Annotated in this window: 10 protein-coding genes and 1 pseudogene; 10 read left to right on the forward strand and 1 reads right to left on the reverse strand. The window is 42.7% G+C overall.

The genetic code is table 11. The features are described 5' to 3' along the window. From ACEW8O_RS12825 to ACEW8O_RS12845, 5 genes and pseudogenes are all read left to right on the forward strand, one after another. Positions 1 to 1503, forward strand: a 1503-nt coding sequence (locus ACEW8O_RS12825) for a sodium:solute symporter family protein (protein ID WP_373495022.1), incomplete at its 5' end; no start/stop codon positions are given. Between the two features lie 98 nt (positions 1504 to 1601). Next, positions 1602 to 1958 carry a response regulator transcription factor gene (locus tag ACEW8O_RS12830; RefSeq protein ID WP_373495023.1) on the forward strand — a complete coding sequence of 119 codons (357 nt, stop codon included), beginning with the start codon at positions 1602 to 1604 and terminating at the stop codon, positions 1956 to 1958. A 34-nt stretch (positions 1959 to 1992) separates the two neighbouring features. Beyond that, positions 1993 to 3885 (forward strand): acetate--CoA ligase, encoded by a 1893-nt coding sequence (gene acs / locus ACEW8O_RS12835; RefSeq protein ID WP_373495024.1) that lies wholly within the window; start codon positions 1993 to 1995, stop codon positions 3883 to 3885. 307 nt (positions 3886 to 4192) lie between these two features. Next, positions 4193 to 4429: a hypothetical protein gene (locus ACEW8O_RS12840; protein WP_373495025.1), complete on the forward strand. Its 237-nt coding sequence runs from the start codon at positions 4193 to 4195 to the stop codon at positions 4427 to 4429. 91 nt (positions 4430 to 4520) lie between these two features. Then, positions 4521 to 4712: pseudogene (locus tag ACEW8O_RS12845) on the forward strand (type II toxin-antitoxin system RelE/ParE family toxin); the annotation flags it as partial. A gap of 27 nt (positions 4713 to 4739) precedes the next feature. Here the strand turns inward: ACEW8O_RS12845 and ACEW8O_RS12850 are convergent. Further along, a complete protein-coding gene (locus ACEW8O_RS12850; RefSeq protein WP_373495026.1) occupies positions 4740 to 8816 on the reverse strand; it encodes a two-component regulator propeller domain-containing protein in 4077 nt (1358 codons plus the stop codon). Between the two features lie 284 nt (positions 8817 to 9100). Between ACEW8O_RS12850 and ACEW8O_RS12855 the strand changes: the two genes are divergently transcribed. From ACEW8O_RS12855 to ACEW8O_RS12875, 5 genes are all read left to right on the forward strand, one after another. Then, a complete protein-coding gene (locus ACEW8O_RS12855; RefSeq protein WP_373495027.1) occupies positions 9101 to 10291 on the forward strand; it encodes an arabinogalactan endo-beta-1,4-galactanase in 1191 nt (396 codons plus the stop codon). A gap of 46 nt (positions 10292 to 10337) precedes the next feature. Continuing rightward, the gene (locus ACEW8O_RS12860; RefSeq protein ID WP_373495028.1) at positions 10338 to 12932 is read left to right on the forward strand and encodes a membrane or secreted protein; all 2595 of its coding nucleotides are present in this window, start codon (positions 10338 to 10340) and stop codon (positions 12930 to 12932) included. 148 nt (positions 12933 to 13080) lie between these two features. Then, positions 13081 to 16023, forward strand: coding sequence for a SusC/RagA family TonB-linked outer membrane protein (locus tag ACEW8O_RS12865; RefSeq protein ID WP_373495029.1), 2943 nt, complete (start codon positions 13081 to 13083; stop codon positions 16021 to 16023). Positions 16024 to 16089: 66 nt separating this feature from the next. Continuing rightward, positions 16090 to 17685 carry a RagB/SusD family nutrient uptake outer membrane protein gene (locus tag ACEW8O_RS12870; protein ID WP_373495030.1) on the forward strand — a complete coding sequence of 532 codons (1596 nt, stop codon included), beginning with the start codon at positions 16090 to 16092 and terminating at the stop codon, positions 17683 to 17685. Between the two features lie 17 nt (positions 17686 to 17702). Beyond that, positions 17703 to 18737 (forward strand): SusE domain-containing protein, encoded by a 1035-nt coding sequence (locus ACEW8O_RS12875; RefSeq protein WP_373495031.1) that lies wholly within the window; start codon positions 17703 to 17705, stop codon positions 18735 to 18737. The last annotated feature ends 661 nt before the right edge of the window (positions 18738 to 19398 follow it).

The raw sequence follows: 19398 nt of genomic DNA on the forward strand, positions 1-19398 counted from the left end.
ATGGCAGGGATCATTGCATTTTCAGGATATGATGGGTCAGTTTACCTGATGGGCTGGACAGGAGGATATGTACTGTTGGCTTTGTTATTGGCTCCTTACTTGAGAAAATTTGGAAAATTTACGGTTCCTGATTTTGTTGGAGACCGGTATTATTCCAATAAAGCAAGGGTAGTGGCTGTAATCTGTGCGCTATTTATTTCCTTTACCTATGTCGCAGGACAAATGAGAGGAGTTGGTATTGTCTTTTCCAGATATTTGGAAGTGGACATCAATACCGGCGTAATCATTGGGATGTGTATTGTCTTTTTCTACGCCGTACTCGGTGGAATGAAAGGGATCACTTACACCCAAGTTGCTCAATATTGCGTGTTGATATTTGCTTATATGGTTCCTGCCATATTTGTTTCCATGCAATTGACCGGAAATCCTATCCCCCAGTTGGGATTGGGGGATACCGTGGCGGATGGTTCTTATCTTTTGGACAAATTGGATGGGGTTTTAAGTGAACTTGGATTTGCTGAATATACCAGTGGAAGGAAAGAAATGGTCGATATTTTCGCCATTACGCTTGCCCTGATGGTAGGTACAGCTGGATTGCCACATGTGATTGTGAGGTTTTTTACAGTTCCCAGGGTAAAAGATGCCCGTCTTTCAGCAGGTTATGCATTGGTATTCATAGCAATTCTATATACCACAGCTCCTGCAGTGGCAGCATTTGGGATATATAATGCCATTGATACTGTGGCCGGACAGCCTGTAAACGATTTGCCTGAATGGGTCGGAAATTGGCAAAAGACCAACCTTATAGAAGTATATGATTTCAACAATGACGGTATTGTTCAATACACTGCAAATCCTGCCACTAATGAGCTCATCATAGATAAGGATATCATGGTGCTTGCCAATCCGGAAATCGCAAAACTGCCCAACTGGGTAATAGGTTTGGTCGCTGCCGGAGGAATGGCTGCCGCGCTTTCTACCGCAGCTGGACTTCTACTGGTAATTTCAACTTCTGTATCCCGTGACCTCTTCAGGACCTTCAAACCTGATATGACCGAGAAAAGGGAATTGTTGATAGCCAGGATTTCTGCTGCAGGTGCGGTGATTCTCGCTGGATATTTTGGTGTGAACCCTCCGGGGTTTGTTGCAGAAGTGGTTGCTTTTGCCTTCGGATTGGCAGCTGCTTCTTTTTTCCCTGTGATTATCATGGGGATTTTCTCAAGTAGAATGAACAAAGAAGGTGCAATAGCAGGAATGGTATCAGGTCTGGTTTTCACTATCCTATATATCAGTTATTTCAAATTTATCAATCCTGAATTGAATAATGTTGAACACTGGTGGTTTGGTATTTCTCCCGAAGGTATTGGCTCCTTGGGTATGTTGATCAACTTTGTGATTTGCTATCTTGTATCCAAAGCAACTCCTTCGCCGCCACAATATATAGAGGATATGATTCAGGAAATCAGGATACCAAGAGGGGCAGCAAAGGCACATGAACATTGATCTGAAGCACAAAATAAAGCAAATTGGACTCTGTTAATGGATTTGTCCTAGTTTGCCTTTTATGGGACTTTCAAATGGGTTAATTTAAAATTCGTAATATGAACAAGATCCTCATAGTAGATGAAGAGCCCAATATCCTTCTTTCATTGGAGTTTCTTTTCAAAAAAGAAGGTTTCAGGGTGTATATTGCCAGAGATGCAGAAGAAGCAATGAGCATCATTGAGGAAAACAAACCTGAGCTGGTAATTCTTGATATTATGATGCAGAAATTGGACGGTTATGAAGTATGTAAACATATTAAAGAAAAAAATGAAGGTGTCAAAGTGGTCTTTCTGACTTCAAAAAGTAAACAACAAGATGTCAAAAGGGGGATGGATCTGGGTGCAGATCTTTTCCTTACCAAACCCTTTTCAAATAAAGATTTGGTTACCAAAGTAAAGTCATTGCTTAAGTAAAAAATAAATTTCAATAACCTAAAATAATCATAACATGAGCGATAGAATCCATACCCTAAGCGGGTACTTCTACGAATACCAGAAATCAGTCACAGAGCCGGAAAGTTTTTGGGCAAGGATAGCAGACTCTTTTTTCTGGCGGAGAAGATGGGACAAGATCCTGGAGTGGGATTTTGAGGGACCCGATGTCAAATGGTTTGTCAATGCCAAATTGAACATTACAGAAAATATCTTTGAGAGGAATTTGTTTACAATTGGGGACAGGCCGGCGATTATTTGGGAACCCAATGATCCAGAGGAGGAGGGGAGAACGATCACTTACAATGAACTCTATGCAGAAGTCTGTCAATTTGCCAATGTACTAAAGGCAAAAGGAATTGAAAAGGGAGACCGGGTGATCATCTACATGCCCATGATACCTGAGGCAGCCATAGCGATGTTGGCTTGTGCCAGGATCGGGGCCGTGCATTCGGTGGTATTTGCAGGATTCAGTTCGACTTCTCTGGCAGACCGTGTCATTGATTGTAAAGCAAAAGCCATACTGACTTCTGATGGAAACTTCAGAGGAAATAAAAAGATAGCTGTCAAGGCAATTGTTGATGAGGCTCTGGAAAAATCCAGTGTGGAAACAGTAATTGTCAGTAAAAGGACGGGTCAGGATATCACCATGGTAGAAGGTAGGGACCACTGGTGGCATGATGTCATCCAGGGCCAAAAATCCACACATGCGGCGGAAGAAATGGATAGTGAGGACATGCTGTTTATCCTTTATACCTCAGGATCCACAGGAAAGCCTAAAGGTGTGGTGCATACTATTGGGGGTTATATGGTCTATACAAAATATTCCTTTGAGAATGTGTTCCAATATTCACCCGGTGATGTTTATTGGTGTACCGCTGATATTGGCTGGATTACCGGGCATTCCTATATAGTTTATGGTCCTTTATTAGCAGGTGCAACTACCTTGATGTTCGAAGGAGTACCAACCTACCCTGATGCGGGTAGATTCTGGGCTGTGATTGAAAAATACAAGGTCAATCAATTTTATACCGCACCGACCGCTATCAGGGCATTGCAGGCTTATGGTACCGACCCAATAAAACCGTATGACCTGAGTTCACTGAAAGTATTGGGTTCGGTGGGAGAACCTATTAATGAAGAAGCCTGGAAATGGTATTACACCCATATAGGACAGTCAAGGTGTCCGATTGTAGATACTTGGTGGCAGACTGAAACAGGAGGAATCATGATTTCGCCCATTGCAGGAATCACTCCAACCAAACCGGCTTATGCAACACTTCCTTTACCAGGGGTTCAGTTGATGATTGTAGATCCGGAGGGGAAAGAATTGACCGGGAATTCGGTGGAAGGAAATCTCTGTGTCAAATTTCCCTGGCCTTCGATGATACGGACTACCTATGGAGATCATGACCGCTGTAAGCAAACGTATTTCTCCACCTATAAAGGGTTATATTTTACCGGTGACGGCGTGAAGCGGGACCATGACGGATATTATCGAATTCTTGGAAGGGTAGATGATGTGATCAATGTTTCAGGCCATAGATTAGGAACGGCTGAAGTAGAAAATGCCATCAATGAGCACCCGCTCGTGATAGAATCAGCAGTTGTCGGTTATCCTCATGATATCAAAGGACAGGGCATCTATGCCTATGTAATCTGCGATATGACCAACCGTACAGAAGATAACCTCATCAACGAAATCAAGGATACCGTAAGCAAAATGATAGGCCCTATAGCCAAACCCGATAAAATCCAGATTGTACCGGGACTTCCCAAAACCCGTTCCGGAAAGATTATGAGAAGAATTCTCAGAAAAGTAGCCGATGGAAGTACCGATAGTATGGGAGATACATCCACCCTGCTTGACCCCGATGTGGTGACGGCAATTATTGAGGGGAAGAAATAGGGGTTTACATTCGTTTAAATCTTTTGGAGAAGAGACGGTGGAGAGCCGTCTTTTTTTATGCAACTGCTTATGTAAAAATGGAGATCCGCTTGCCAATGCGAAACTCGAGAATTTGTGAGATAACAATGGGTGCTTCAATCAAACCATCTTGAATATAAATTAATTTACTGGTTATTAGAAGTATTGTTGAAACACATTTTTTCGTTTACCAAAAAAGAAAATTGATAGCTTGTCAATTGGCCCTATTTGAAATGAGTAGAAATTCAACCGAATTTCATAACTTTAAGTTATATTAAATATCAAGGCTATGAAAACCATTGAGTTAAAAAAAGAATTGATTGAAAGGATATCCATGATTGAAGATGTTCCTTTTTTGAATGCGATTAAAACAATTTTAGATTATAAGAAAAAAGAATATTTTTTAGAATTGACTATTGAACAAGAGAAGGAAATTCTTTTGGCGAGCGAAGAAGGTAAAAAAGGATTAAATTCTTCTGAATCTCAAATGGATGAAATGGTTGGGGAATGGTTAAAAGAAAAATAAGTTGGACTAAAAATTCTCAAATCCAACTTAAAGAAATATTGATCTATTTCAATAAGAGAAATAAAGTTCACAATACTCACAAAAGCTTTACAGTCAATTTAAGGAAAAGCTTAAGATTGCAGCTCAAAAACCTGAATTGGGGATCAAAACAAAACTTGAAAATATTAGAGGGCTGATTGTTGGAGAATACATTTTGTTTTATGAAATATTGGATGATAGAATTCTGGTGCTAAAAGTTTGGGATTGTAGACAAAATCCAGAGAAACTTGATATACCTAGATAAATTATTTTTAAAGAGAGGCTTCACCCTTCAATTCCTTTTCGAAATCCCATTTTCAAAATCAAAATTGGATTTGGTTTCTTTTTGCTGATAGTCTCTTGGAGAATATCCGAATTCCTTCTTAAAGCATTTGGCGAAATAAGATAAGTTAGAGAAACCCACCTCGTACATGATTTCGGAGATATTGCCTTCATTGTTTTTCAGCAAGATGGAAGCTTTTTTCAACCTGTATTTCCTGATGATATCCTTAGCTGAGAAGTGTGTAAGGGATTTCAGTTTACGGTAAAGGTGTGCCGTGCTCATTCCTATTTCATCGCTGAGCATTTCTACTGTAAAATCAGGATTGGCAATATTAGCTTCAATGATATGGATTACTTTATTGACAAATCTGTCATCAACGTTTTCCCCATTAGTTTTGAATTCCGGTTGGGTGATGATTTCCGATTTGAAATATCCAAAGAGTTCATCTTTTCTTTTGAGAATGTGTTCAATGGTAGCTATAAGGAGCTCTATGTCAAAAGGCTTTGTCAAGTAAGCATCGGCACCGGTTCTGATTCCTTCTATTTTTTGCGAAGTCAGGCTTTTTGCAGTCAGGAGAATGACCCCGATATGGGAAGTCTTGGGATTTTCCTTTATTTTTTTGCAAAACGTGAGCCCGTCCATGACAGGCATCATGATATCACTGATAATGACTTCGGGTGTGAAATTTTCGGTTTTTTCCAATGCTTCTTCTCCGTTGTTGGCAATGATCAGGTGATACTCATCTTTGAGATTCAGGCAAAGATATTCTATCATATCTGCATAATCCTCGACAATAAGCACAACAGGCTTACCGGATTCCACATCATAAACATACGGGTTTTGGCTCTTATCATCGAAATCCCCCTTTTTGCTGACCAACAAGTTCAGGGACTGGGATCCCTGTTCAAAATCAACCGGAAAATGGATGTTTCCCAATGGTAGAGTGACGGTGAAACTTGCCCCTTTTCCCAGTTGACTTTCCACATTCACGTTTCCGTGGTGCAATTTGGTATATTCGGCCACCATGGACAATCCTATACCCGATCCATCAAAAGATTTTTTGCCCTGACTGGTTTGATAAAAACGGTCAAAAATGCGGTGTTGGTCCTCTTGGTCTATTCCAATCCCGGTATCAGTGATCCGGATATCCACTGCTCCGTATTTAAAGTCCGGATCATTCCTGCGCTGTCTGACTTCAAAATGGACGGAACCTTTCTCTGGGGTAAACTTGAAGGCATTGGACAGCAGATTATAAAGTACAGATTCAATTTTTTCCGTATCAGCCCAGACGGTGCAGCTATCAATATCGGAATCAAAAGTGAACTGAACATCATTTCTGGCGGCTTTATCACCGAAAAGTACAACCAGTTCCCTACAAAATCTGACCAAGTCAAAGGCTGTAACTTTCAGTTCAAGGCTATCCTGTTCCAATTTCCTGAAATCAAGGATCTGATTGACTACCCTCATTAGCCTTTGCGAATTCTTTTCTGCCAGCTTAAGAAGATTGTTGGTTTCATCACTGAAATCACGTTTGTTCAGTGCTTGATGGATAGGCGGAAGAATAAGGCTTATCGGCGTTCTGAGTTCATGGGAAATATTGGTGAAAAACTGCTGCTTGGTCAGGGCAATTTCCTCACTGTGGCTTTTTTCCATCTTGGCAAGTTTGACTTCATTTCTTAGGTGGAGCCTTCCAGAATAGAAACGCAGGGAGTAAAACACCAAAATCAGGATCAACAAAACATATAGAAATATAAAACCCGGACTGAGGAATAAAGGTGGTTTTATTTTGATTTCCAATTGAGTTTCCTGATTATTCCAAACCCCATGGTTATTGCTGCCCTTTAGCCTGAATAGGTAAGTCCCCGCAGGGAGATTTGAATATTCTGCGTAATTGTTATTACCGGAGACATAATTCCAATCCTTATCGGCACCTTCAAGTTTATATGCATAGATATTTTTTTCAGGCTGCCAGTAATGTAGTGCTGCAAAATCAACTGAAAAGGAGCGCTGGGAATAATTGAGGTTTAGTTTTTCTACAAAAGAAATGTCCGCAGGAAGTTGGATAATTTCCTGCTGGGGTTTCCCTGATCGGATCTCCTGGTTGTTGATTTTAATGTTAGAGATGAATATTTTGGGAACAAATGGATTTGGCTTGGCTTTGGTAGATATTTCCAAGAATCCGTTGTCCCCGCCAAAATGAAGCTTTCCCTCTCCGTCGCTGCTCCAACATCCATCTGAAAAATTTTTTATAGGGATTTCCTTATCCATAGGGTAGATCACAAAAGTCCTGTCCACAGGTTGGTATTTCAAAATCAGTCCGGACGAAGATCCCCAGATATTTCCCTGACTGTCTTCGGCAATACTCGCTAAAATAAAATCACTTCCAGTCTCCAAAGGATGAAAGACAGCCTCATCGCTCTGCGGCCTATATTCAATCAACCCATTGGTGGTACTTGCCCAAAGACTGCCTTTTTTAGAATAAAATATACTGTTAAGACTTCTTCTGTTCGAAACCCTGTTGAAGGAACTGATGGAAGTACTCCGGTAAGTTTGAAGATCAATCCGGTAAAGTTCATCATAATTGATGGCCCAGATGGCATTTGCTCCTGAGGCATTTTTTTCAGAACCGAAATCGCCGACTTTTTCAAAATGCAATGAATGAATGTCTTTGAAATTTCCGGCCACTTTAAAAAGCCCTCCCTCCCAAGCGCTGACCCAAAACGAACCATCTGCCCCTTTGGTGAATTTGGATATGTAATTACTGACAAGCCCATTTTGTTCATTGGCCGGGATAGCATACATTTTATTTGCCTGTCCATCCCAAACATTTATCCCCCCGGCTGTTCCGATCCATATCCTTCCGAGGTCATCTTCCTCAAGCGCATAGACATTATTGAGCAGAATTCGCCTATCAAGATCAGAATGTATGTCCAAGACTTCTTTATAACCCGATTCCGGATCAATATGGATCACACCGTTAAGAGTGGCCAGCCATTTATGTCCGTTCCTGCTCACCAGCATAGCCTTGACCTGATTTCCGATGGTCTGACCGTTCCAATCATGGGACACTTCATGATAAGTATAAAAGCCGCTGTATTTATTGATAAGGCTCAGGCCGTTGGAGGTAACAAACCATATCACTCCCCCTGTATCTTCAAATATCTGCCAGATGACATTATTGGCAACTGAAAATGACAGTTTCGGGTTATGGTAAAGCACCTCACTGATTTGGGACTTTAGATCAAAAATATTGATGCCAAAATCAGTCCCTAGCCAAAGCTGGCCCTCATCATTGGGATATATTGCTTTGATGACCTCATTACTGAAATTAGTGTTGCCATTATTATATAACTTATGCTCACCCGTGTAGATGTTAACATGGGCGAGCCCGGTCTCTGTTCCCACCCAGATCAAAGAATCATCTTCCCCCGAGGATTTGATGTCCATGATCAGATTGTTTTTCAATGAGGGGTTATAATCTCCCTTTAGGTCATAATGCACAAATCGATCCGATCCGGATGCCAATTTATTGAGCTTATCATAAGTTCCCACCCATAGGTTGTCCAAATTGTCCATATAAATAGACCGGATCATATTATGGCTGAGATTATTCTTGAAATCATTGTAGGTTCTAAGCGAATCACCTGAAAAGCTGAAAAGACCATCGGCCGTACCTATCCAGACTGTCCGGTGATGGTCCTGATAAAGTGTCCTCACTACCTTGGAATTTCCGGTTTCGATGGGCGTGATTTCGAAATTCCTTGTATTGATTTTACACAGTCCTTTCCAGGTTCCAACCCAAAGATCCTCCCCGACCACAAGCAGGGAACTGATTTCATTGGCCGTCAAGGAAGGGTATTCTTCTTTTTTAAATATCTTGAAATTCTTGCCGTCATATCGGCAGATACCATTGGCCGTTCCGATCCAAATAAAATCATCTCTGTCCTGTGCAATTGAATTGACGATGTTGGAAGGCAGTCCATCCCTGATGGATAGATTGGAGAAAAAAGGGGTATCCTGTCCTTGAGATTTCCAAGGAAAAATCAAAAATAACAAACAGATGATTTTGCTTACTGACCTCTGCATTTTTTAGGTAATGTAGTCCTTAAACGATGTTTTTTTTGATTTCCATCCAGGACGAAATAAGGGGACCAAAAGGCATCCCCTTCGGTCACAATCTAATGTAAGAAATATAATTATATGGATTTTGTTGCAGCTTTCGGCCTTATTCCGGTCGGATGATTGATTATTATCCATTCCTGCAAGATTTGAAGTACTTATCCAAAATTAAGAAATTTAAATTTGAAAAAGTGATTCGTAGCAAATCGACTATAAACAGAATCACATCAGAGCATAAACCCAAAGATACCATGAGTTTTCTCAGATTAACCTTTTTTATTGTGGTCGGGCATCTATACATTACAGGATGTCAGGTAAATGGTAGTGATACCCCTAAGGAAAGTGAAAAGGAGAATGGCGATCGACCTGATTTTTATTTTGGTTCAGATCTTTCCTATGTTAACCAGATTTTGGATAAAGGTGGCGTATTTAAGGTAAACGGTTCTCCTGAAAACCCATATCGTTTATTTGCCGAACATGGCAATGATCTCGTGCGGTTGCGGCTATGGCACAACCCCACATGGACAAGTACCATTTACGGTGACAGCCATTCGCCCATATATAATGATCTTTTGGATGTAGAAAAGGCCCTGGCCCTATCCAAAGAACAGGGAATGAAGACCATGCTGGATTTCCAATATTCGGATATTTGGGCAGATCCGGGAAGGCAGGATATTCCAGCCGCATGGAAGGACATTGTTGACATAGAAGTATTAAAGGATTCTGTTTATCAATACACTTTCAAAACATTAAATTATCTCGACCAAAAAGGGCTGATGCCTGAATTTGTGCAGATCGGCAATGAAACCAATTGTGGGATGATGTACACCCAAGCATCGGAAGGTTTCCCCAAGCTCAATGTATGTGAAGGCAATTGGTCCAATTTCAGAGCCATTGTTAATGCTGCCATTGCTGCCATTCGGGATGCTTCGGCCCGAAAGGAAATCAAGATTATTTTCCATGTAGCTGATCCGGTTCATGTGGACTGGTGGTTTTCAAATCTTACTTCCGGGGGATTAGTGAGTGATTTTGATATTTTGGGATTTTCCTATTACCCTATATGGCATACAGGGGTTCCCTTAAACCTACTTTCCCAAAAAGTTTCGGAATTCAAGTCCAAATTCAACAAGGATATTATGATGTTGGAAACAGCCTATCCCTGGACGGCTGAGGGAAATGACAACTATACCAATTTATTCGGAGGGCAAGATCCTTTGGCGGGCTATTCCTTCTCAAAGTCCGGTCAATTGGCCATAATGAAAAAAATGACGCAGGATTTGAAAAATGCAGGTGCTATGGGTATCATTTATTGGGAACCTGCTTGGATAAGCTCCCCGATGAAAGATCTGTGGGGGACCGGATCCTCTTGGGAAAACTGCACCTTCTTTGACTTCACTGGAAATCTCCATGAGGGGATTGATTATATGCTTCGCGATTATTGACGACTATTGAGTTTTATGTTAATCTATTTGAATCCAAATAATAAAAATGAAAATATCTCCTTATAATCTTATTCTGGTTTTGTCTTTTTTGGCCACAGAAATAACCTATGCCCAGAAGAAAACAACTAAGGATAGCAACCCTATTTATGTGGATGAAAAGGGAATTTTAAGGTGGAACGGGAGTAAGGAAGAAGCGACATTTTTCGGAGTCAATTACTCTACTCCATTTGCATTTGCTTATCGGGCGCAACGCTCCCTTGGAGTGGATATAGAACAGGCCATCCGGGAGGATGTTTACCACATGTCCCGTTTGGGATTCAATGCTTTCAGGGTACATGTTTGGGATACGGAGATTTCGGATATGGAAGGAAATCTTTTGGAAAATGAACATTTACGCCTTTTTGATTTTTTATTGGCCGAATTGAAAAAAAGGGAAATCAGGACAATTATCACTCCTATTGCTTTTTGGGGAAACGGATATCCGGAGCCCGACGAGGACACCCCCGGTTTTTCGAGACACTATGGCAGGAGCAAGCTCACCACGCATGAAGAAGCCATTGAAGCACAGGAAAACTACCTGAAGCAGTTCTTTGAACGTGTCAATCCATATACCAAGATGAGCTATCAGGAAGATCCGGATGTGGTGGCCATCGAAATCAACAATGAACCTGCACATAGCGGGCCCAAGGAGGGTGTGACAGCCTATATCAACAGGCTCAAAAGAGCCATTACAGGTACAGGATTCTCAAAGCCTATATTTTATAACATCAGTCAGGGACCATATTATGCCGATGCCGTTGCAGGTTCAGAGGCGGATGGCTTTAGCTTTCAGTGGTATCCTTCAGGTCTGGTTTACGGCAAAACCCTCCCGGAAAACTACCTTCCCCACGTCAACCGGTACCATATTCCATTTGATACCATTCCCGAATTCCATCAAAAGCCTCTGATGGTTTACGAATTTGATGCTGCGGACATCATGGGATCCTATATGTATCCTGCTATGGCCAGAAGCTTCAGACAGGCTGGCTTCCAATGGGCAACCCAATTTGCTTATGATCCACTGGCGATTGCCCATACCAATACGGAGTATCAGACCCATTACCTTAACCTGATTTACACACCGGCCAAAGCTATCAGTATGATGATCGCGGGCAAAGCGTTCCGGAATCTCCCCTTAAAGAAAGATTACGGAAATTATCCGGACAACAATCAGTTTGGACCAATCAGGGTCAGTTATCAGGAATCCCTGAGCGAGATGAATTCAGAAGAGGAATTTTATTATTCTAATAACACCAACACAGCCCCTAAAAACCCAAAAAAATTAGAACACCTCGCGGGTGTTGGTTCTTCTGCAATTGTGAAATATGAAGGTTTAGGTGCCTATTTTTTGGATAAACTGGTAAGTGGCATTTGGAGGCTGGAAGTCATGCCTGATGCAGTTCCCATAAGGGATCCGTTTGCAAAAACATTACCTGACAGGTCTGTAACCCGGGTTATCTGGGGTGAACACCGCATGCAAATCAATTTGGAAGAACTCGGTGTGGACTTCAATGTAAAGCCACTTGACAATGGAAACTCTTATGAAACCGTGGCGAAAGCCGGTTCAATTCAGATACGTCCCGGAACTTATCTGTTGACTGAAAAGGGGAGGAAATTCGATGTGAAAAACCAAAGTGTTGGCACAATTGGCATCCGGGAATTTGTTGCACCAAGACCTACATTTAACTCGGTGGCACTGCACCATACTCCTCCTATCGAATTGTCCCCTAAAAGCCCTTTTATAATCAGGGCAAAAATTGAAAGTCAATCCATTGATAAAGTACTCCTTCAGTTCAGGCAAGGGGGAGACCGGTTTCAGGAAATCCCCATGAAAGCCAATTCTACCTATGATTATGAAGTTGAAATACCAGCTGAGGAAATGAATCCTGGTATGCTGACATATCGGATAAACCTGGAGGAAAACAGTGAATCGGTTTATTTTCCGGGTGGTGAAAAATCCTCGGATTTAAATTGGGCTTCAGACCCACCTCAAACTTGGGAAGTATATGTGGCCAGGGAAGACGGTGCCCTGGAAATTTTCAATCCGGCCCAAGATCAAAAAATACATATTTATCCGACATATAATTCAGGGTTCAGGACAAGGTTGGAGGCAGGGTATTTTTCAGGAGAAATGTTGCTGCAATTGAGGGCAGAAGATCCTTCCTCATCAGGTCCGATGGGATTCCAATATCCCATTAAAGAAAAACTGATAGATCGATTGGACACAGGTGAGGACTTTGACAAAATCATCCTTCAGGCCAGAGTAGTGGGAAGGGAAAAATTTCCCTTAAAGTTAGGACTGACCTATAAAAACTCAGTTATAAGAACCACAATGGTTGAGTTAAATAATTCTTTTCAGGAGATGGAGATCGCATTGAAAGACTTGAATGTGGATGGCGGGGCTTTGTTGTTGCCCAGACCCTATCCCGGATTTATGCCTCTGTACAGTCCATCAGACAATGAAAATAGTCATTATGGACTTGAACAAGTGGAAAAAATAGAGATAACATTTGAAAATCCTGAAACCGGTGAATCGACCAGTTCTCCCTTTCAGATTGAGATCGGGAAAATATGGTTGAAAAAATCACATACGGAACATTAGCCATGAGTAATCCTCCTCCTGATTTGGTCCAGGCAATAATCATAGGAGTCCTCCAAACAGAACAGGTAGACCAATTAAAAATTAAATTTATATATATTAAAGAATAATTATAATTAAATTGATACAATAAACCTAAATCAACACAACTATGCGGAAATTATTTACTGTAATGAAAATCGCACTTACTGTGATAGCCCTAATGAACTGGCAGCAAACAGCCGCCCAGCAAAAGGTGGTTACCGGTACAGTGACAGATCAGAGCTCGGGAGAGGAATTGCCCTTTGTCAATGTCAGCATCAAAGGTACTACCAAAGGCTCCATTACCGATATTGATGGAAGTTATTCCATCGAGGTGGGTTCCCCTAATGATGTTTTGGTATTCAGCTTTATCGGATTTTCCAGAAAGGAAGTAAGAGTTGGAAACCAATCCATTGTCAATGTTCAGTTGGAAGGGGATACTAAGCAGTTGAATGAAGTAGTGGTGATCGGTTACGGAACCCAGCGTAAATCCGACCTGACGGGATCAGTGGGGTCAGTGAGCAGGGAGGATTTCAATGTTGGCCAGGTCACCAACGCTGAGCAATTGATCACAGGAAAAATAGCAGGTGTCCAGATCACCCCCAATTCCGGACGTCCCGGAGCCGGGGCAAGGATCAGGATCCGTGGAGGGTCATCACTAAATGCCAGCAATGACCCTTTGATAGTGATTGATGGAGTACCGCTTGACAACTCCGGTGTTGCAGGCACATCCAATCTGCTGAATTTCATTAATCCCAATGATATCGAGACTTTTGATGTTTTGAAGGATGCCTCGGCAACTGCCATATATGGTTCCAGGGCTTCCAATGGGGTTATCCTGATCACTACCAGAAAAGGAAAAAAAGGGCAGGACCTGAGTGTCAATGTCAATTCGTTGGTATCCGTATCCCAAATCGCCAGCAATATTGATGTACTGAACCCACAGCAGTTTAGGGACGCAGTTTTGGAACAGGCTTCTCCTTCCCAACAGGCATTATTGGGGGAGGCCAATACCAATTGGCAGGATGCGATATTCCAGGATGCGATCAGTTTTGATAACAATGTAAGTGTAAGCGGTTCTTTTAAGGGAATACCTTACAGAATATCTATTGGGAATCTAAATCAGGACGGGGTTCTGCGAAGGGATAATTTTAACAGGACCTCTGCTGGCATCAGTCTGACCCCCAATTTATTGAACGACCAACTGAAAATCAACTTCAATGTGCGTGGTGCATATACCGTCAGCCAGTTTGCCAATCAAGGAGCAATCGGGGCTGCCGCAGTTTTTGATCCTACCAAGCCTATATATGACCCAGAAGGTTATGGGGGTTATTGGGAGTGGGTCAATGCGGATGGGTCTCCCCAAAACCTGGCTCCAAGAAATCCTGTCGGACTTTTGGAACAAAGGGATGACCAGGGAGAAGTCAAGAGGAGCCTGGGCAATCTTCAATTGGATTATGCCTTACCCTTTTTCAAAGGCCTCAGAGCAAATCTGAACCTGGGATATGACATCAGTGAAAGTGATGGAAGGACTATTATTCCCTCTACCTCGGCAGCAGGGTTCAATGAAGGAGGATCGATTGGACAATATGCCCAAAACAAGCAGAATCTTCTGGCCGATTTTTACTTGAATTATCTTAGGGAATTCAGGGGCAGTAGGCTGGATATTACTGCTGGATATTCCTGGCAGGATTTTTTGATCGAAAACCCTTCATTTGCCAGGGTCAATGAGGAAGGCGTGGTTCTTACTCCTGCCGGAGTGGAAACAAGGCCGCAGTACAGATTGATTTCATTCTTTGGCAGGGTAAACTACACCATCAATGATAAATATCTCTTTACAGGAACGATCCGGACCGATGGATCCTCCAGATTCAGCCCAGAAAACAGATGGGGTATTTTCCCTTCTTTGGCAGCGGCATGGAGAATCAGCGAAGAGGATTTCCTTGTAAATAACAGCACCTTAACTGACTTCAAATTGAGGTTGGGTTACGGAGTTACCGGGCAGCAGGACATCGGGTCTTTTTTCCCGTTTTTGCCACGTTACACGGTCAGTGACGATGCGGCACGGTACAGATTCGGAGATACTTACTTCAATATGCTGAGGCCTGAGGGATACGACAGAAACATCAAATGGGAAGAAACGGTAACTTGGAATGCCGGTCTGGATTATGAATTGTATGACGGCAGATTTTATGGTAGTATTGATTATTATTACCGAAGAACCAATGACCTATTGGCAGTGATTCCAGTGGCTGCCGGAACAAATCTCACCAATCAGCTTTTCACAAATGTGGGTAATATTGAAAGTTTTGGACTTGAACTGGGCCTTACTTACAATGCGATCAGAACAGGGGATTTTAACTGGGACATTGGCGGAAATTTTACCTACAATCGGGTCAATATCTTAAGCCTTAGCAATGTGGCGGAAGATGCAGTAGGAATATTGGTCGGCGGCATAGGAGGAGGAACCGGTAATACCATTCAGGTCCACACGGTGAGTTTCCAACCCAATTCGTTCTATGTTTGGCAGCAGGTATATGGTCTTGATGGAGCCCCCTTGGAAAATGTCTATGTTGACCAGAGCGGGGACGGCATCATCAATGAACAGGATCTGATCAGAAGGGGATTTCCTGATCCCAGATACTTCTTCGGGTTCAATTCACAGGCCCGTTACAGAAACTGGGATTTTAGCTTTGTCATGAGAGGTAATCTTGGGCATAAAGTTTATAACAACGTACGTTCTTCCAATGGCGCCTACCAAAGTCTCAGGTTTCCGGATTACTTGATCAATATGACTTCTGATGTCCTGAACACGAATTTCCAGAATTACAGACTCAGGTCGGATTATTATTTGGAAAATGCTGCATTCGCAAGGATGGAAAATATCAGTATTGGGTACAACTTCGGTAATGTGTTCAACTCCCGGATCACATTCAGGGCAAGTGGCACGATACAAAATGCCTTTGTCCTTACCAATTACTCCGGAATTGATCCTGAAATACCGGGCGGAATTGATAGAAATTTCTATCCCTTTCCTAGGATTTATTCCTTTGGTGTAAACTTCGGATTCTAAACAACCATCTCTGAAGTCCCATGCTTTTTTTTCAGCTAGGGACTTAGGAATCAAAATATTGAAAAGATGAAAAATATATTTCTAAAAATTGCAGCCATTGTGACGGTAACTTTATTTACCGTTACGGCATGTACGGATCTTGAACTGGAGCCATTCGGCGAACAGACTTCCGTACAGGTTTATCAGGATTTTGACAATTACATTCATGTATTGGCCAAGATGTACGGCGGTTTGGCTCTTAGTGGTCAAGCAGGTCCCCATGGTAGGGGTGATATCGGTGGTCAGGACGAAGGAGCCTCCACTTACCTTAGGGCTCTATGGAAACTCCAGCAGCTTCCAACTGATGAAACCATTATTTCATGGAACGATGAAGGCCTTCCTGCTCTGAATACCATGACCTGGTCTTCTGACAACGGGTTTGTTGCGGCGATGTATTACCGGATATTTTACCAGATCACATTGGCCAATGAGTTTATCCGCGAAATCAGTGATGCCAATATGAATTCCCGGGGCATTTCTGAAGCTGATCAGAATACCGGCAGGCTTTTCAGGACCGAGGCCAGGTTTTTAAGGGCATTAAGCTATTATCACGCCCTTGATCTTTATGGCAATGTTCCTTTTGTGACGGAAGCAGATGCAGTGGGTTCTTTCTTCCCAGAACAGGCCAACAGAAGAGAATTGTTCGATTACATAGAAAATGAACTGTTGGAAGTTATTCCATTGTTGGTCGCACCTAGGCAACATCAATATGCCCGGGCAGATCGGGCAGCGGCCAGAATGCTTTTGGCAAAAATGTACCTAAATGCTGAAGTTTACATTGGAGAGGCCCGATATACTGAGGCAATTGCCCAGCTCAATGAAGTGATCGGCGCAGGATATTCTCTGGAGCCGGACTACAACCATCTGTTTTTTGCGGACAATGACCAATCCAATGAAATTATTTTCCCTATTTCTTTTGACCAGGTCAGCAGCATGGCCTGGGGAGGTGCTACATTTCTGGTCAACGCTGCTATAGGCGGAACAATGCGAAACTTCTATAATTTTGGAGTTCCCGGAGGATGGCAAGGTATGAGGGCGAGGCCTCAATTGGTCAGCTTATACCCTGGAGTAGATGGGACTCCTGATGCCAGGGGCTGGTTCCACACCCATGACCAGCAATTGGATGTAGAAAACATCAACATTTTCCAGGATGGTTATGGAATCATCAAATTCAGAAATATTACCAAAGAAACAGGGGACAGGCCTGATGGTCCAATAAGCGATCAGGTCAGCGTGGATTTCCCTATGTTTAGGCTTGCCGATGCTTATCTGATGTATGCGGAAGCTGTACTCAGAGGTGGTTCCGGTGGCAATCAGGCGCAGGCTTTGGCATACATCAATGCATTGAGAGAAAGGGCATACGGTGACAGCAGCGGAAGTCTTTCAGCCAATGAACTTACCCTGGATTTCATCATAGATGAGCGGGCAAGGGAGTTAAAATGGGAAGCCACGCGAAGGACCGACCTTATCCGTTTTGGCAGATTTACGACCTCCGCGTATATATGGCAATGGAAAGGCGGCACCTTTGATGGTGCGGAAGTTGGGGATTTTAGAAATTTATATCCGCTGCCCCAAGCAGATCTAATTGCCAATCCTACTTTACAGCAAAATCCGGGTTACTAACCAAAAATAATCGAGCAATGAAAACATTGAATATAAAAATTCTATCAGTATTTACCCTGCTTTGTGCATGGGCATGTACCGATCCTATAGAAACGGTCATCAGTGCCAACCCAAACGCTCCTTCCATTACAAGTCCTGTGGCAGGTACCTCACTGATCCTGAATCAGGATCTTTCCGAAGAAAACGTAAATTTCACATACACCCAAGCCGATTATGGATTCCCGGCAGCAGTCATCTACACTGTTCAATTGGTGGAATCCGGTGCATCGTTTGACAACGCCGTAGATATTGGCAATTCTAACAGCAACAGTGTTGGTATTACCCAGGCTAATCTCAACCAAAGGCTTATAGCTAGGGGATTTGTGCCCGATGAAGCGACACAGGTTGAAATTCGCGTAAGGGCTTTTCTTGGCCCAACTATCGATCCATTGTATTCCGAAAGGTTGACTATGTTGGTGACCCCATTCACAGAGGAGCTTACTTTCGCCAGAATGTATGTTCCGGGGGATTATCAGGGCTGGGATCCCTCCAATGAAAACACGGTTATTTATTCCGTACGGAACAATGACATTTATGAAGGGTTTGTACATATTCTTGGGGGTTCAGGGGCATTTAAAGTCAATGAAGAACCGAATTGGGACATTAATTATGGAGGGGCCAATGGCTTTTTGGAAAGAAATGGTCCTGACTTAAGAATCACACAACCCTTTGGCACCTTCCAACTTATTGTTGATCTCAACACCTTAACCTATTCCATCGGCACCCGAAGAAAATGGGGGATCATCGGTGATGCCACCCCTCTTGGTTGGGATGCTGATACCCCCATGGGTTTTGATGCCGCCAACAATGTGCTGACCATAACCCTGGATCTTGTGGCCGGTAGTTTCAAATTCAGGGCTGAGGACTGGGCACATAATTTTGGAGATGATGGATTGAACGGAGTTTTGGAAGCCAATGGAGCAAATATTCCGATACCTGAAGCCGGGAATTATACCATAACAATGGACTGGAAAGTCCCCGGAGAAATCTCTTACGAGGTGATAAAAAACTAATAAGTTTGAAGATACCGGCACAAAGCCGGTATCTTTTTTCGTGTGTCAGGCATGGTCATCACGCTATAGGGTGCAAGTCCCGAACGAGAGTTGCAGTACTTATCGTTAGCCAAGAGCAAGGGTGTCGTGGGTGACTGCGAATCTGAAAGAAGCTGGCGGCAAATGTTTGAGCCTACGGACAGAAACTTCATATAAGGCGGGTATGTGCGGGTAATGTTGCTAAAGAAACAAAAGCCCTATACTGCACAGAGCACATACACGTAAATGGAGAGGCTACATGAACAGAAAGCGGATGATCTTACCCTGAGAGATCTGTCAGTATGCTGGCGAGGGCATGCGCGAATGCTTGAGCGGTGAACGGTTACAGTGATGTAATTCGGTACTGACAGAAGTCAGCGGAGGCCATATTAGGCAAGAAACGAGCCTTGTAAACTCACAAAACAAGGAGGTCTCACAAAAGAGCCGAAGGGCTGAATGTTAAAGTAAGGGAACGATTTACAAAGTTTCAGGGAGAAGGCGAAAAGCCGAACCACGTAAGAGAACTGTTTGCATGAGGATAGGGCAGTACCCGAAAGTAGAATGCAAAAGGAGCTCAGCCCATCTATGAAACAGTAATGGAGTAACCCTGTGAACCAAAAGTCATGTAATATGCTAGATTCAA

Source organism: Aquiflexum sp., from assembly GCF_041749095.1.
Taxonomy (GTDB): domain Bacteria; phylum Bacteroidota; class Bacteroidia; order Cytophagales; family Cyclobacteriaceae; genus Aquiflexum.

Coding starts and splice junctions, on each gene's coding strand:
- ACEW8O_RS12865 (WP_373495029.1), top strand. CDS start 13,081: ATGCGGAAATTATTTACTGTAATGAAAATCGCACTTACTGTGATAGCC.
- acs (WP_373495024.1), top strand. CDS start 1,993: ATGAGCGATAGAATCCATACCCTAAGCGGGTACTTCTACGAATACCAG.
- ACEW8O_RS12830 (WP_373495023.1), top strand. CDS start 1,602: ATGAACAAGATCCTCATAGTAGATGAAGAGCCCAATATCCTTCTTTCA.
- ACEW8O_RS12840 (WP_373495025.1), top strand. CDS start 4,193: ATGAAAACCATTGAGTTAAAAAAAGAATTGATTGAAAGGATATCCATG.
- ACEW8O_RS12875 (WP_373495031.1), top strand. CDS start 17,703: ATGAAAACATTGAATATAAAAATTCTATCAGTATTTACCCTGCTTTGT.
- ACEW8O_RS12870 (WP_373495030.1), top strand. CDS start 16,090: ATGAAAAATATATTTCTAAAAATTGCAGCCATTGTGACGGTAACTTTA.
- ACEW8O_RS12855 (WP_373495027.1), top strand. CDS start 9,101: ATGAGTTTTCTCAGATTAACCTTTTTTATTGTGGTCGGGCATCTATAC.
- ACEW8O_RS12860 (WP_373495028.1), top strand. CDS start 10,338: ATGAAAATATCTCCTTATAATCTTATTCTGGTTTTGTCTTTTTTGGCC.
- ACEW8O_RS12850 (WP_373495026.1), bottom strand. CDS start 8,816: ATGCAGAGGTCAGTAAGCAAAATCATCTGTTTGTTATTTTTGATTTTT.